Origin of the sequence: Caulobacter segnis (assembly GCF_003243465.1) — a bacterium.
GTDB lineage: Bacteria > Pseudomonadota > Alphaproteobacteria > Caulobacterales > Caulobacteraceae > Caulobacter > Caulobacter segnis_A.
This window is the reverse complement of sequence record NZ_QFQZ01000001.1, coordinates 22,200-36,717: the sequence shown is the minus strand read 5'-3', so window position 1 is coordinate 36,717 and position 14,518 is coordinate 22,200. Positions and strand designations below refer to the sequence as shown.

At 69.7% G+C, this 14,518-nt stretch carries 12 protein-coding genes; 8 read left to right on the top strand and 4 right to left on the bottom strand.

What is annotated here, in order from left to right; genetic code table 11:
- Positions 1-98 precede the first annotated feature (98 nt).
- The 3 genes from DI526_RS00150 (at position 99) to DI526_RS00140 (ending at position 1,174) form a co-directional block, all read left to right on the top strand.
- The gene (locus DI526_RS00150; protein WP_304272590.1) at positions 99-278 is read left to right on the top strand and encodes a Flp family type IVb pilin; all 180 of its coding nucleotides are present in this window, start codon (positions 99-101) and stop codon (positions 276-278) included.
- A gap of 172 nt (positions 279-450) precedes the next feature.
- Positions 451-627: a Flp family type IVb pilin gene (locus tag DI526_RS00145; RefSeq protein WP_304272589.1), complete on the top strand. Its 177-nt coding sequence runs from the start codon at positions 451-453 to the stop codon at positions 625-627.
- Positions 628-661: 34 nt separating this feature from the next.
- On the top strand, positions 662-1,174 hold the full coding sequence (locus DI526_RS00140) for a prepilin peptidase (RefSeq protein WP_304272586.1): 513 nt from the start codon (positions 662-664) through the stop codon (positions 1,172-1,174).
- Here DI526_RS00140 and DI526_RS00135 read toward each other — a convergent pair.
- Both DI526_RS00135 and DI526_RS00130 read right to left on the bottom strand, forming a co-directional pair.
- Positions 1,171-1,437, bottom strand: coding sequence for a hypothetical protein (locus DI526_RS00135; RefSeq protein WP_304272584.1), 267 nt, complete (start codon positions 1,435-1,437; stop codon positions 1,171-1,173). The two genes, DI526_RS00140 and DI526_RS00135, sit on opposite strands and share 4 nt — an antisense overlap.
- A gap of 77 nt (positions 1,438-1,514) precedes the next feature.
- Positions 1,515-3,605, bottom strand: a complete 2,091-nt coding sequence (locus DI526_RS00130) for a discoidin domain-containing protein (RefSeq protein WP_304272582.1) — start codon at positions 3,603-3,605, stop codon at positions 1,515-1,517.
- Between the two features lie 214 nt (positions 3,606-3,819).
- Here DI526_RS00130 and DI526_RS00125 point away from each other — a divergent pair, with 214 nt between their 5' ends.
- Positions 3,820-5,229 (top strand): M17 family metallopeptidase, encoded by a 1,410-nt coding sequence (locus DI526_RS00125; protein ID WP_304272580.1) that lies wholly within the window; start codon positions 3,820-3,822, stop codon positions 5,227-5,229.
- Positions 5,226-6,062, top strand: coding sequence for an NlpC/P60 family protein (locus tag DI526_RS00120; protein WP_304272578.1), 837 nt, complete (start codon positions 5,226-5,228; stop codon positions 6,060-6,062). Before DI526_RS00125 ends, DI526_RS00120 begins: the two co-directional genes overlap by 4 nt.
- 36 nt (positions 6,063-6,098) lie before the next feature.
- Here DI526_RS00120 and DI526_RS00115 read toward each other — a convergent pair whose 3' ends face one another.
- Positions 6,099-7,424 (bottom strand): sorbosone dehydrogenase family protein, encoded by a 1,326-nt coding sequence (locus DI526_RS00115; RefSeq protein WP_304272576.1) that lies wholly within the window; start codon positions 7,422-7,424, stop codon positions 6,099-6,101.
- Between the two features lie 76 nt (positions 7,425-7,500).
- Between DI526_RS00115 and DI526_RS00110 the strand changes: the two genes are divergently transcribed.
- On the top strand, positions 7,501-8,169 hold the full coding sequence (locus tag DI526_RS00110) for an arylesterase (protein ID WP_304272575.1): 669 nt from the start codon (positions 7,501-7,503) through the stop codon (positions 8,167-8,169).
- A gap of 77 nt (positions 8,170-8,246) precedes the next feature.
- Here the strand turns inward: DI526_RS00110 and DI526_RS00105 are convergent, their stop codons facing one another.
- Positions 8,247-9,722, bottom strand: coding sequence for a glycoside hydrolase (locus DI526_RS00105; RefSeq protein WP_304272573.1), 1,476 nt, complete (start codon positions 9,720-9,722; stop codon positions 8,247-8,249).
- Positions 9,723-10,081: 359 nt separating this feature from the next.
- Between DI526_RS00105 and DI526_RS00100 the strand changes: the two genes are divergently transcribed.
- Positions 10,082-12,862, top strand: a complete 2,781-nt coding sequence (locus DI526_RS00100; RefSeq protein WP_304272572.1) for a TonB-dependent receptor — start codon at positions 10,082-10,084, stop codon at positions 12,860-12,862.
- Between the two features lie 63 nt (positions 12,863-12,925).
- The gene (locus DI526_RS00095) at positions 12,926-14,476 is read left to right on the top strand and encodes a tryptophan halogenase family protein (protein WP_304272571.1); all 1,551 of its coding nucleotides are present in this window, start codon (positions 12,926-12,928) and stop codon (positions 14,474-14,476) included.
- Positions 14,477-14,518: the final 42 nt, after the last annotated feature.

Below are 14,518 nucleotides of genomic sequence, written 5' to 3'. Positions count from 1 at the left end.
TTAACAGGCCGACGGGAACTTGCCGGTGTTTTTGGACGGGCCGTAAATCAAGCTGGGTTGAAGCCTGGCGCTCGCGGCCCTTGGTGGGAGACCCAGTCATGACCAAGTTCGCCGCCCGTTTCCTACGGGACGAATCCGGTTCCACGGCCATCGAATACGGTCTGGTGGTCGCCTTGATCGCGGTGGTGATCGTCACGGCGGTGACCACGCTGGGCGACAAGCTTCCGGGCCTTTTCGGCCGCCCCGCCGTCGCCGCGGCGAAGCCGGCGCGCAACTAGGCTAAAATCCATTAAGTAAAACATGCGGGGAGGGCGAAGCAATTCGCCCTCATTTTTTTGACTGCACTTCAGGCGCGCGTCGGTAGCATTTAATTAAGCGCGATGAATAAGAGCAATTTTAGGCATACTGACTAGCGTCGCCGGCATCGGATCATATCTTCAGGACCGCGCCATGACGCAGCTGATCAAGGCCTTCGCCAAAGACGACTCGGGCCTCGCCGGCATCCAGTACGGGCTGTTCGTCGCCCTTATCGCCCTCATCACCGCCGTCTGTGTCACGGGCCTGGGCGTGATGTTCAGCCCCGCCGCCAAGATCACCGGCGTCGGCGTCGGCGTCGGCGGCGAATAGCGACCCCGAAACCTTCTCCCGACGGAGCGAGGCCTTGCTAGCTCTGCAGATTGCGCTGCTGATGGTCTTTCCGACCCTGGCGATCGTCGGGGCGCTGAAGGACCTGACCAGCTACACGATCCCCAACTGGATCGCGCTGGCGCTGGCGGCCGCCTTTCCGGCCGCCGCCCTGGCCAGCGGCGCCAGCCTGGAGACGGTCGGGCTGTGCCTGGCCGTCGGCTTCGGCGCTCTGGTTCTGGGGCTGGGGATGTTCGCCGCGGGCTGGATCGGCGGCGGCGACGGCAAGCTGCTGGCCGCCTGCGCCCTGTGGCTGGGCTGGCCGGCGGTGCTGCCCTTCCTGCTATACACGGCCCTGGCGGGCGGGGCGCTGACCTTCGCCATACTGGCCCTGCGCTCGGGCTGGGTGGCCCCGATGGTGGCGGGCGGACCGGCCTGGATGCGCCGGCTGGGCCAGTCCGACGCCGGCCTGCCCTATGGCGTCGCCATCGCCGTCGGCGCCCTGAGCGCGTTTCCGTATTCGGCCCTGGCCCAGGGCCATCTGGTCTAGACGTCGACTTCGCAGTCGGTGCGCAGCAGCCGGGCGCGGCGATAGTCGAAATAGCTGGTGCAGCGCTGGCCGCCGCGAACCGTCTCGTGCGGAATGACGTCGGTCGTGGCCAGCACCTCGTGCAGCTGGGTGCGCCCGTCGCTGTTCCAGTCCATCTCGCCCCAGCGGTAGCCGCGATCGATGACGGTGCTGACGATGAAGGCGGCGTAGAGGGCCGGCGGCAAGGCGAGCAGCACCGCGATCCGGCCAATCAGTTTGCGCATGAGGTCCCCCCCGGACGAGCGCGTGCTTAATACATCAAATGAGGGACGGGCAAGACGAGCGTTTTGCCGCACGCGGCTCAGGGCGCGAGCCGGCCGCGCACGACGGTCAGCGACCAGGGCGGCAGGACCACCTCGCGCCGCCCGTCCTGGCGCAGGCGCAGGGCCGGCAGGGTCTTTGACGGGCGGCTGTTCTCGCCATCGTCTTTCCAGGCGTAGCGCGTCCCGTCATAGCGCCAGACCTCGACCTGGCCCTGGAACCCGCGCGAGCGCCCGGCGGCGTCGCGGAAGACGAGCTTGGCGGCGTGGGCGGTCTCGGCGTCGCGGTTGACCAGCATCAGCGCCCACTGGCCGTCCGGCCGCTTGACGGCGTAGGCCGTCACCGGCGCCCGGCCCTTGGCGTCGCGAACGGTGGAGGCGGCGGGCCAGACCTGGTGCAGGCCGTTTCCGGGCTGGCTCCAGGCGCCGGTCAGCAGGCGGGCGGCCTCGAAGGTCGGGCTGGGCCACTTGGCCTGGCCGTTCTCGTCGGTCTGCCAGGTCATCATGTTGCCGTAGCCGGCGCAGGCCTGATGCTGGTTGATCGGGGTGTTGGGCGTGTAGCCGAACAGGAAGGCCTGGTCGCCGCCCATCGCCATGAACTGGCCCACCGTGTCGGCGTTCAACAGCGCCGCCGGAATCTCCGACATCACCCGCCCCGAATAGGCCGAGAAGCCATACTCGGCGATGACCAGCGGCGTCGCCTTCGGCACGCCGTCCTCGGCCAGGCGACGGAAGGTCTCGTCCATCATCGCCGTGTGGTCCTTGAGCTTCTCGTCGACCCGCCCGCAGACGTCGTCGAACGGGTAGTGCTCGAACGAGACGAAGCCCAGGTCCTTCATCCGGTCGCGGCTCTTCAGGTAGGTCACGAAGCGCTGGTTCCACCAGCGGCTCTCGCCCCGGTCGGGCATCCACATCTCGGTCATGGCCGACTGTAGGCTGGGGCCGCCGGTGACGATGGCCGGGTCGACCGCCTTCACCACGTCGGCCATCTGGATGTAGAGCGCGCCATAGTCCTCGGGCGAGCCGTACTGGCCGTCGGCCTCCTCGCCGATCTCGACCTGGGTGAGGGGATAGCCGCGACGCTTGAGCCAGCGGATCTCGGCCGCGACGTTCTCGGGCGTGTCGAACAGCGCCCCGACCGGGACCATCATCGGCAGGCCGCTCGTCAGGCCGCTGCGATAGACGAGATCCAGGCCCGGCTGCTCCAGGTCGCGGTCCAGGTCGACCGCCCGGTGCCAGGGATCGGTCGACGAGACGTGCATGATGCTTTGGGTCTTGTTCGAGCGGCCCTTGCGGATCGCGTCGACGAAGCGCTCGCCGTCCATGCGGCCGATCCCGATCTCGCCCAGGGCGTAGCCGAGGCGGTCGCGCACGTCGGTGGAGCCGGCCGGCGCCGTCCCCGAGCCCTTGCTCATCATTACGCGGATAAAGCCGGTGCGGATCGGGGCGTCGGCCAGCTTCAGCGTCACCTCGCCGCCGGTCGCGCCCTTGATGTCGCCATGTGGGAAGGTGACCCAGCGGCCGTCGTGGTCATAGTCGTCGCGGCCGACCCAGTACTGCACCTGGTAGTCGACGGCGTAGGGCGTGGCCCACCAAAGGCGCGCGGTGTCGACGGCGGTCTCGTCGCCCAGCTCGGCGATCAGCCACTGCGGCCGGGCCGGGGCGTGGGTGTGGCGGCTGTCGAGATAGGGGTTGGACTTCCAGAAGCTCGCCGGATCGCCGTCGGCCAGCCGCGAATAGCCGGCGTTGTTGGCGTTGTCGTTGGTCATGCCCCGCCTTGGCAGGTCATAGCCGTGCGACAGCAGGATGGGCGCGCCGGGCTTGTCGCTCGAGGTCCAGTAGCCCTGCTGGCGGGCGGGATCGCTCCAGCGTCCCTCCGGGTTCCAGTGCCAGGCCTCGGCGCCCAGCTCGGTCCGCAGGCGGTAGGTGATCGACTTCAGGCCCGCCTGGCGCATGGCCGCCACGTTGTGCGGCGTGTAGGTCGCCTTGACCTCGTCGCGGCCCATGCCGTCCAGCCCGCCGCCGAACGCCACGTCGGGGCGGAAGGTGTTGGCGGGTTTGCCGGCCGACAGGTCGACGATGATCTTGTCCGCAACGGGCGTGGCGGCGAGGAGGGCGAGGAGGGTGATCACGGGTCAGCAGCGGCCTGGCTTTTCGGATGGCCGCTCTTAGGCCCATTCCCACCGGCCGTCATGTCCGCCCTTGGCCGCAGGGCGGCGAGGGCGAGAACGGTTGCGGCGCGCGCGCGCTTGCGACACATGGAGAAGGCGTTTGCGCGGGCGCGCCGGGCCAAGACCGGCCCCAGCCCTGCGGCAGGCGCGGAGCCAGCTTTCGAAGAGGCCGCCGATGTCCGACGCGACGCACCCGATCCTCAGCCAGGGCGAGAACGGCGCCATTCCCGTCCACCCGCTGGCGGAGGCCGAGGTCGAGGCGTTCCTGGCCCGCAAGCGCGCGCCGGTCCGGACCTTCGCGGCCGCCAACAGGTTCACGGGCAAGACCGGCCAGGTGCTGGCGGTCCCCGGGGCCAGCGGGGCGGTCGAGCAGGTGCTGCTGGGCCTGGGGAGCGGCCGTGTCGATCCGACGCTGCTGCGGACCCTGGCCGGCAAGCTGCCCGCCGGCGACTACGCGCTGTCGAAGCTGCCCAAGGGCGTCGATCCCGAACAGGCCGCCCTGGCCTTCGCGCTGGGGACCTATCGTTTCGACCGCTACAAGAAACACGGCGAGCCGACCGCCCGCCTGGTCGCGCCCAAGGGCGTGGACGCCGCGTTCGTCACCGCCCTAGCCCACGCCTGCGCCCTGGCGCGCGACATGGTCAACACCCCGGCCAACGACATGGGCCCGCTGCAGATCGAGACGATCGCCGGCGAGATCGCCGAGAAGTACGGCGCCGCCCTGTCGGTCGTGCGCGGCGATGATCTGCTGAAGGAGAACTACCCGGCCGTCCACGCGGTCGGCCGCGCCGCCGTCCCCTCGCGCGCGCCGCGCATGATCGAGGTCAGCTGGGGGGATGCAGCCCACCCGTGCGTAGCAATCGTCGGAAAAGGCGTAGTGTTCGACACCGGCGGCCTGGACATCAAACCCTCGGCCGGGATGCGGCTGATGAAGAAGGACATGGGCGGCGCCGCCCACGCCCTGGCGCTGGGGCGGATGGTCATGGAGGCCAAGCTGCCCGTGCGGCTGGTGATCCTGACCCCGGTGGTCGAGAACGCCATCAGCGGCGACGCCATGCGCCCCGGCGACGTGCTGCAGACCCGCGCGGGCCTGACCGTCGAGGTCGGCAACACCGATGCGGAAGGCCGCCTGATCCTGGCCGACGCCCTGACCCGCGCCGCCGAGCTGAAGCCGGCCCTGACCCTGGACTTCGCCACCCTGACCGGCGCGGCGCGGATGGCCATGGGGCCGTTCGTGATCCCGTTCTGGACGCCCGACGACAAGCTGGCCGGCCAGATCGAGGCGGCGTCGAAGGCCGTGGCCGACCCGCTGTGGCGCCTGCCCCTGACCGAGGCCTATCGCGACGCCCTCGACAGCGACATCGCCGACCTGAAGAACGACCCCGACGGCTGGGCCCAGGCGGGCGCCACGACGGCGGCGCTGTTCCTGCAGCGCTTCGCGCCCTCCGGCGACGACATCGGTCCCTGGGCGCACTTCGACGTCTTCGCCTGGAATCCCAAGGGCCGGCCCGGCTATCCGGTCGGGGCGGAAGTCCAGGCCATCCGCGCCGCCTTCGCCCTGCTGCGCGCGCGGTTTTCCCGATGAGCGCCGGTGATCGTCGCCTGACGCTGCTGCGGGACGGCCTGGCCGACCGCCGGCTGGAGGGCCTGGTCGCCGCCGAGCGTTTCGCCCAGGTGACGCCGATGCAGGTCAGCGCCCCGGTCGCCAGCCTGCGCGTGGCGCCCGCGCCCGACGCCGAGCAGGAGGACCAGCTGCTGTTCGGCGAGACCTTCGACGTACTGTTCGAGACCGGCGACTTCGCCTTCGGCCAGGCCCGTCGCGACCGATACGTCGGCTATGTGCCGATCGAGGCCCTGTCGGCGCCTGTCGTGACGCCCGAGCATCGCGTCTCGGCCTTGCGGACCTACGCCTTCGCCGAGCCGGACATCAAGTCGGCCATCGTCGGCCTCTACAGCCTGAACGCCCTGGTCTCGGTCGAGGCGCGGGAGGGGCGCTTCGTGAAGGGCGCGCGGACCGGCTGGTTCGTCGAGCACCACCTGGCCCCGATCGGCCGCTTCGAGACCGACTATGTCGCCGTCGCGCAGCGGTTCCTGGGCGCGCCCTACCAGTGGGGTGGCCGCGAAAGCCTGGGCCTCGACTGCTCGGCCCTGGTCCAGCAGGCGCTGTACGCCTGCGGCCGCGCCTGCCCGCGCGACACCGACCTGCAGCGCGGCTTCTTCCCCGAGATCGCCGAGGCCGAGCGTCGACGCGGCGACCTGGTGTTCTGGAAAGGGCACGTGGCGATCCTGCTGGACGCCGAGACGATCCTGCACGCCAACGCCCACCACATGGCCGTGGCGATCGAACCGCTGGCCGAGGCGATCGCCCGGATCGAGGCGGCCGGGGTCGGCGCGCCGCTCGGCTACCGGCGGGTCTAGCGCGAGACCAGGCGCCGCCGGTGCGCAGGCGGCGTCCTAACGCGCCGGGCTGACCCGCCAGACCGCGTTGCCGACGTCATCGGCCACCAGCAGCGCGCCGGTCGAGTCCACGGTGACGCCCACCGGGCGCCCCTGGGCCTTGCCGTCCTTGTCGAGGAAGCCGGTCACGAAGTCCTCGACCGGACCGGTCGGCTTGCCGCCGGCGAACGGCACGAAGATCACCTTGTAGCCGGCCTGCGGCTTGCGGTTCCACGAGCCGTGCTGGCCGACGAACACCCCGCCCTTGTAGCGGGCCGGGAAACTGGCCCCCTCGTAGAAGGTCAGGCCCAGCGAGGCGGTGTGGGCCCCCAGGGCGTAGTCGGGGACGATGGCGCGCTCGACCAGGTCGGGGCGGCGCTCGCTGTCCTTGACGCGCTTGTCGACGTGGCGGCCGTAATAGCTGTAGGGCCAGCCATAGAAGCCGCCCTCGCGCACCGAGGTCATGTAGTCGGGCACCAGGTCGTTGCCCAGCTCGTCGCGCTCGTTGACCGCGGTCCACAGCTCGCCGTTGGCCGGGTTCCAGCCCAGGCCGTTGGGATTGCGAAGGCCCGAGGCGAAGACGCGCTTGGCGCCCGTCGCCAGGTCGATCTCGAGGATCGCGGCGCGGTCGACTTCATTGGCCATGCCATTTTCGCCGACATTGCTGTTCGAGCCGACAGTCGCATAGAGCTTCGCGCCGTCCGGGCTGGCGATGATGTTCTTGGTCCAGTGGTGATTGATCGGCCCGCCCGGCAGGTCGGCCACCTTCCGGCCGGCGGCGGTGATCTGGGTCTCGCCGGTCTTGTAGGGGAAGGCGACGATGGCGTCGGCGTTGGCGACGTAGAGCGTCTCGCCCACCAGGGCCATGCCGAACGGCGAATAGAGGTTGGTCAGGAACGGCGTCTTCAGCTCCGCCACCCCGTCGTGGTCGGCGTCGCGCAGCAGGGTGATGCGGTTGGCGCTGGGCACGACCGAGCCGGCCTTCTTCATCAGCATCTTCTGGAAGAAGCCGCGCAGGCCGTGCGGCGGCTCCTTTTTCGGCGGCTCGGCGCTCTCGGCCACCAGGGTGTCGCCGTTGGGCAGGACCAGCAGCCAGCGGGGGTGGGCCAGGCCGGTGGCGAAGGGCTGGACGCGGAAGCCCGCCGGGGCCTTGGGCGTCACGCCCGCGGGCCAGCCGACGACCTCCGAAACCTTAACGGTCGGGATCAGGCTCTTGTGCGGCTCGGGCAGGGCCGGGTTGGGGCCGTAACCCACGGGGCCTGTCTGGGACTGGCTTTGGCCGCAGGCCGACAGCGCCGCGGCGGCGACGCCGACGATCAAGATTTCGCGAAACCTGCGACGCATAGCCGCCTCTCCCCTTCATCCCGCGTTCAAAGCCAAACGCGTTTCATGTTTGCAGGCAACACATACGGTTCGATCCATGGAGAAGTTCCACAGCCCCCTCGCTCACCGCCGCGCTTTCCTCGGCGGCCTGCTGGCGCTCGGCGTTCCGGGCGCGGCGCAGGCGGCCGCGCGCCGCAAGGTTGCGCCGCCTCCGCCGCCTCCGCCGCTGGTCACGGTGCTGGGCGACTCGATCACCGCCGGCCTTGGCCTGGCGCAGGATCGGGCGCTGCCGGCCTGGCTGCAGCGGACCCTGGACGCGATGAAGATCCAGGCGCGGGTGTTCGGGTTCGGCGCGATCGGCGACACCACCAAGGCGGGCCTGTCGCGCGTCGAGCGCATCCCGCCCGAGACCGCCGTCTGCGTGGTGGCCCTGGGCGGCAACGACCTGCTGCAGGGCGCCGACCCGTCCTGGACCCGCGAGAACCTCCGCGCCATCGTCTCGCGGCTGAAGGCGCGTGGCGTGAGGGTGGTGCTGGCCGGGGTGCGAGCCCCGGGCCTGCTGGGCCTGGACTACGCCCGTCGCTTCACCGAGATCTATCCGGCGCTGGCCCGCGAAGAGGGGGTGTTCTATGCGCCCGACTTCTTCACCGGCGTGATCGGCGTCTCGCGCTACATGCAGAGCGACGGCATCCACCCCAACGCCGAGGGCGCGCGGATCATCGCCGAGCGCCTGGCGCCGGTGGTGGCGCAGGCGCTGAAGGGCTGAAGCGGCGGGTGGGGCGATGCGGCCAGCGCCGTCCGTCCCGCCTCCGCGTCCCACGTCACCGCTGAGCGCCCGCTCGCTCAGCGATGAAGGCGCAGGGTTGCGACCGACCGTGGCGGGACCACGAGGCCCGCGACCGGCTCGGCGCGCCGTTGCGCGTCGGTGACGATCAAGCGCCCGGACCATCCCTTTGGCGGGACCAGGCGGCGCGGCGACAGTCCGCCATTGACGTGGACCAGGACCAGCTCCCGGCCGTCCTGCGACACGGCGCCGACCGTATCCAGGTCGTCGACCGGGACCAGCCGGAAACCGGGGCGGATGAAGCGGCTGAACTGGGCCATGACCCAGTAGCGACGCGTCACGTGGATCGTGTGCGGACCTTCGGGCGGTTGGCCATAGTCCGCTTTGATCAGCCCCCAGTTCGACCCCTTGCCGCCGTTGCGGGCGCTGAGGTTCTCCACCGCCTGCCAGAACACCCACGCGGCGGGCTCCAGCCGCTTGAGGTCCATCACGACGTGCTCGGCGAAGGCGAGCGGCGAGGCCATGTCCTCGAAGTTCTCCGGATCCTTGTCCAGCGGGGTGTCGTTCTCGGACATCCAGAGGCGGATCCCGCTGGTGCGGGCGACGTCGCGCACGCCGGTCTGGTTCACCGTCCCATAGCTGTGGACGTTCAGCTGGCCGATCGCCGCGCGGACCTCCGGCGAGTAGGCGGCCCAGTCGGCCAGGAACAGGTGCGAGTTGGTCTCGTCCGGCGCGCTGACCACCGTCTTCAGGCCCCGCGCCTTCAGCGCCGCGGCGGTGGCCAGGATCATCCGGCCCTGCCGCTCGGGGCTCCAGTGCGCGCCTTCCTGGGTGTTGGCCGCGAACCAGTAGTCGCTGTTGGGTTCGTTGACGGGCGACAGCGTGCGGAAGGCCACGCCATGCCGGTGCTGGAGCGCCTCGACGACGCGGGCCAGGTAGTCGGCGAACGGCGCCTCCTGGCCGGGGCGCAGGTTGTCGTCGGTTCCCTTCTCGGCGCCCGAGACCTTGCCGCTGACGGTCATGAACCAGGGCGGGGAGTTGGAGAACGCCTCGAAGATCGGCGCGCGCACGCGGGCCTTGATCGCGTCCAGCCACCAGCGCTGGTTGGCGTCGGCGGACCAGTCCCACATCGCCGGGTCCTGCGGGTTCCACCAGTCGGTCCCGGCCGTGCCGGGCGGCGCGCGCCAGAAGCCCGGCACGGCCGCGCCGGGGCGCAGGTAGGGCTTGGTGTCCGGATTGTCGCCGCCGCCGATGTTGTAGCGGGCGATGGTCCAGCCCAGGCCCTGCGGCCCGTACAGCAGGTCGGCCAGGCGCTCGCGGTCGGCGTCGGGCCAGCCGCCCGTGACGTTCGCGAACCAGGCCAGGGCCGTACCCCAGCCCTCGAACACCGGGCCGGCGCGCGACAGGTCGGGCCGCAGCGCGACCGAGACCGTCGGCTCGGCCGCCGCGGCGAGGCTCGGCGTCGCCAGGGCCCAGCCCGCCGCCGCCAGCAGGGCGCGTCGCGAGGGCGAAACAGGGGATGAGGGCTTGGTCATCGATCGTCCTGAATTGTTAGCGGTCACATTTGTCTGACAAATCGGCTAGAGGTTGCATAGCTAAGCTCCGGACGCATTTGCTGCAACCTCTCGTCGAGTTTTCGGGGCGCCATGGGCGCCATTCGGTCGGCGACGGGATGGAAGTTCCTCTAGAAAACAATGGCCTACCGCGCCACGGCGGCGCTTGCCGCGGTCAAGCTCGGTTGGTAGGCCACCGGTAGGGGCAGGGCGGATCCTCCAAAATCGCGGCGGGCCGCGGAAATCATACTTGTATGATAATTGATAGCGTAATATGTCGGACATGAAACCGGGCTCGGAAATAAAGCGCGGTCGAAAAAACATTAGGAGGAGGAGATCTCATGAAGACCATGCAGATGGGATTGATGCTGGGCGCGTCGGTCGTGGCGTTGGGGCTGGCCGCTCCGGCCATGGCCCAGACGGCGCCCGCCCAGGACGATACGGTTTCGGAAGTGGTGGTCACGGGCGTTCGCGAAAGCCTTCGCTCGGCCCAGGCGATCAAGCGTAGCGCCGACCAGATCGTCGATTCGGTCCAGGCCCAGGACATCGGCAAGCTGCCGGACGCCAATACGACCGAAGCCCTGCAACGCATCACCGGTGTCCAGATCCAGCGCCGGTACGGCGAAGGCGCCACCGACTTCGATCACCGCACCCAGCCGGCCGTCACCGTGCGCGGCCTGACCCAGGTGCAGAATTTCCTCGATGGCCGCGCGATCTATTCGGCCTCGGGCGGCCGGGCCTTCGACCTGGAAGGCGTGCCGCCGGAACTGCTGTCGGGCATCGACGTCTACAAGAACGCGCCGGCCAACATCATCGAGGGCGGCGTCGGCGGGGCGGTCAACCTGCGCACGCGCAAGCCGTTCGACGCCTCGGGCCGGGTGCTCAGCGCCACCGTCCGCGGCAACCACTACGATCGCGTCGGCAAGGACGGCGGTTCGATCTCCGGCCTGTACAGCAACCGCTGGGACACCGCGGCCGGCGAGATGGGCTTCCTGGTCAACGCCGTGCTCAGCAAGAGCCACTATCGCCAGGACGGCCTGCTGGCCGGTCCGTTCGACACGGTTCCGGCGGGTTCGATCGCCAACGCGCCGGCCAACGCCCAGGTGCCCTACGGCTTCGAGATCTATGACGACACCGGCGATCGCAAGCGCCTGGGCATCGCCACCGCCTTCCAGTGGAAGCCCACCGACGACCTGCTGATCACGGCCCAGTACCAGCGGACCAAGTACTGGTTCAACCGGACCGGCGCCTACTATTACGACTACAACAACCGCTCGAACGTGCGGAACGCGGCCGGCGTGGTGACCAGCTACGGCACCGACCCGCTGCCCGGCGCGGCCTTCACCTTCAACGACGAAGGCTATGCGACCAAGGGCTCGCTGCAGAACCAGACGTTCGAGACGGGCCGCTTCGACCAGCAGCTGTGGAGCCAGAGCCAGAACTTCACCCTGAACGCCGCCTGGCGGGTCAGCGACAAGCTGAAGACCAATTTCGACGTCCAGTACCTGAAGTCGTACTACAACGCCGACCGCAACGGCCACGTCCTGTCGCTTTACACCCAGGCCGGCCAGACGGCCCTGACCACGCCGCACAAGACGGTCGTCGACTTCGACCTGACCGGCAAGTATCCGCGGTTCGAGGTCCGTGACCCCGGCCTGCTGAACAATCCGGCCAACTACACGACGCCTTATGTCGCCGACTCGCTGCAGCGGAACAGCGCCGAGACCTTCGCGCTGGCCGGCGACTTCGAATACGACTTCGAAGGCGGCTTCTTCGACAAGCTGCGCGGCGGCGCGCGCTATTCGGACAACAGCATCGACCTGCGCGGCACCTGGCACGGGGTCTGCGTGACCTCGCTGGGCGCGGACCCGAACTGCTCGGCGCCCGCCGGCACGCCGCTGGTCCCGCTGAGCGCCCACCCGCAACTGGCGATGAAGGGTCCGTCCAAGAACTGGTTCGACGGCAACACCGTCAAGGCCGGCCTGCTGTATCCGGCGTTCCCGTCGGGCGACGGCGTCTGGGCCCAGACCAAGGCGCTCTACGCCATGCTCGGCGCGCAGACCAAGGACAACTTCACGCCCGGCGACCTGAACAGCCAGACCGAGAAGACCTATACCGGCTGGGCGGTGGCCGACTACGACACCCAGATCGGCGGCGTCGCGATCGACGGCGGGATCGGCGTGCGGGTGATCAAGACCGAAGCCACCTCGATGGGCACCCAGTTCAACAACGATGGCACGTCCAAGGCCATCGACATGGACAACAGCTACACGCGTGTGCTGCCCAGCTTCAACCTGCGGGCCAAGCTGACCGACACCCTGCAGGCGCGCCTGGCCTATTCGAAGGGCCTGGCCCGTCCGAACTTCGACCAGCTGTCGACCAACGTCACGCTCAACAACCCCAACCAGAAGAACCCGATCACTGGCCACCCCAGCGCCAGTTCGGGCAATCCGAACCTGCGCCCGATCGAGTCGGACAACTACGACCTGACGGCCGAGTGGTACTTCGCCAGCACCGGCTCGCTGACCGCGGGTCTGTTCTACAAGAAGGTCGACGGCTTCCTGGCCGGCGGCACGGTGACGGGCACGTATGACGGCGTCGTCTATGACGTCAGCACCGTGGTCAACACCGGCAGCGGCACGGTCAAGGGCCTGGAAGTCGGCTACCAGCAGTTCTTCGACTTCCTGCCGGGCGTGTTCAGCGGCCTGGGCCTGCAGGCCAACTACACCTATGTCGACAGCAACGTGGAGAACCCGTTCTTCTCGCCGGGCTCCAACGCGCCGCAGCAGCTGCCGCTGGAGAAGCTGTCCAAGAACAGCTTCAACGTGATCGGCCTCTACGAGAAGGGCCCGGTCAGCGCCCGCATCGCCTACAACTGGCGCTCGCGCTACCTGGACCAGACGACGGGCAGCGGCGCCAACGGCCAGGCTCAGTACGCCAAGCCGTACGCCTCGCTCGATGCGTCGATCAGCTACGACATCAACGAGCACGTCGCGGTGTCGTTCGACGCGGTCAACCTGAACAACCGCATGAACGTCCTCTACATCGGCACGCCCGCCGCGCCGCTGCAGTACCAGCTGAACGACCGCCGCTACGGCTTCGCCGTGCGCGTGACCTACTAACCCCCCCCTGCTAGCCGGCGCGACCCTTGTCGCGCCGGCGTCTTTTTTCGTAGGGTTTCCATGATGAGCCAGGCCACAGCGACCTCCGCCGCCGCGGCGTCCGCCCGTCATGGCCCGCTCGATCGCATCGTCATCGTCGGCGGCGGGGCGGCGGGCTGGATGGCGGCCGCGGCGCTGTCGCGCGTGCTGGGGCCGCGCGGGCCGGCCATTACGCTGATCGAGTCCGAGGACATCGGCATCGTCGGGGTGGGCGAGGCGACCATTCCGCCGATCCGCGCCTTCAACGCCCTGATCGGCCTGGACGAGGCGACCTTCGTCCGCGAGACGCAAGGCACGTTCAAGCTGGGCATCGCCTTCGTCGACTGGACCCGGCTCGGCGACCGCTACTTCCATCCCTTCGGCGTCTATGGCCACGACTTCGGGGTCGCCCCGTTCGAGGCGGTCTGGCGCGCCGCGCGCCGCGCGGGCCAGGCCCAGCCCCTGGACGCCTATTCCGTCTGCGCCCGCGCCGCCGCCCAGGGGCGGTTCGCGCCCCTGCCGCAGAGCGCCAACGGCCCGCCGCCGATGGGCTACGCCTTCCACTTCGACGCCGCCCTCTACGCGCGCCTGCTACGCGCCCACGCCGAGGCGGCGGGCGTCGTCCGCCGCGAGGGCAAGGTCGTCGACGTCGCCCTGCGCGGCGCGGACGGCTTCGTCGAGGCCGTCACGCTGGAAAGCGGCGAGCGCATCGCCGGCGACCTGTTCATCGACTGCTCGGGCTTCCGTTCGCTGCTGCTGGGCCAGGCGCTGGGCGCGCGGTTCGAGGACTGGTCGCGCTGGCTGCCCAATGACCGCGCCCTGGCCGTTCCCTCCGCCAATGTCGGACCGCCGCCGCCGTTCACCCGGTCGACCGCGCGGGAGGCCGGCTGGCAGTGGCGCATTCCGCTGCAGCACCGGACCGGCAACGGCTATGTCTTCTCCAGCGCCCATGTCTCGGTCGACGAGGCCCACGACACCCTGCTTTCGGGGCTGGAGGGCCAGCCGCTGGCCGAGCCGCGTCTCCTGACGTTCCAGGCGGGATGCCGCGAGGCCTGCTGGGTCAAGAACGTGGTGGCGCTGGGCCTGGCCTCGGGCTTCCTGGAGCCGCTGGAGTCGACCAGCATCCACCTGATCCAGGCGGGCGTCGCGCGCCTCCTGGAAATGCTGCCGACCAAGGCGTTCGAGCCCGCCGATGCGCGTCGCTACAACCGCCTGATGGCGGCCGATTTCGAGAACGTCCGCGACTTCCTGGTCCTGCATTTCCACGTCACCCAGCGCGAGGACACGGCCTATTGGCGGGATCTGCGGGCCATGGCCCCGCCCGACAGCCTGGCCGAGCGGCTGGCCATCCATCGCGCCACGGGGCGGATCTTCCGCGAGGCGGACGAGCTTTTCACCAAGACCAGCTGGCTGGCCGTGCTGGAGGGCCAGCAGGCGCCGGTGATGGGCGAGGACCCGCTGGCCCTGGCCGTCCCGCCGGAGGTCGCCGCCACGCGCCTGGCCCGGATCGCCGAGCTGGCCCGCGAGGCCGCCGACAGCATGCCTGGACACGCCGAATTCATCGCCGCGCGCTGCCAGGCCAGGGCGTCGGCCTGAACTTGATCATCGATGTGAGACTGGCCGGACTCGGTCCGAGCG

Bases quoted from the DNA above. Each gene is read 5' to 3' on its own strand.
- DI526_RS00115 (WP_304272576.1), bottom strand. From the start codon at position 7,424: ATGCGTCGCAGGTTTCGCGAAATCTTGATCGTCGGCGTCGCCGCCGCG.
- DI526_RS00120 (WP_304272578.1), top strand. From the start codon at position 5,226: ATGAGCGCCGGTGATCGTCGCCTGACGCTGCTGCGGGACGGCCTGGCC.
- DI526_RS00105 (WP_304272573.1), bottom strand. From the start codon at position 9,722: ATGACCAAGCCCTCATCCCCTGTTTCGCCCTCGCGACGCGCCCTGCTG.
- DI526_RS00100 (WP_304272572.1), top strand. From the start codon at position 10,082: ATGAAGACCATGCAGATGGGATTGATGCTGGGCGCGTCGGTCGTGGCG.
- DI526_RS00145 (WP_304272589.1), top strand. From the start codon at position 451: ATGACGCAGCTGATCAAGGCCTTCGCCAAAGACGACTCGGGCCTCGCC.
- DI526_RS00125 (WP_304272580.1), top strand. From the start codon at position 3,820: ATGTCCGACGCGACGCACCCGATCCTCAGCCAGGGCGAGAACGGCGCC.
- DI526_RS00135 (WP_304272584.1), bottom strand. From the start codon at position 1,437: ATGCGCAAACTGATTGGCCGGATCGCGGTGCTGCTCGCCTTGCCGCCG.
- DI526_RS00150 (WP_304272590.1), top strand. From the start codon at position 99: ATGACCAAGTTCGCCGCCCGTTTCCTACGGGACGAATCCGGTTCCACG.
- DI526_RS00110 (WP_304272575.1), top strand. From the start codon at position 7,501: ATGGAGAAGTTCCACAGCCCCCTCGCTCACCGCCGCGCTTTCCTCGGC.
- DI526_RS00095 (WP_304272571.1), top strand. From the start codon at position 12,926: ATGAGCCAGGCCACAGCGACCTCCGCCGCCGCGGCGTCCGCCCGTCAT.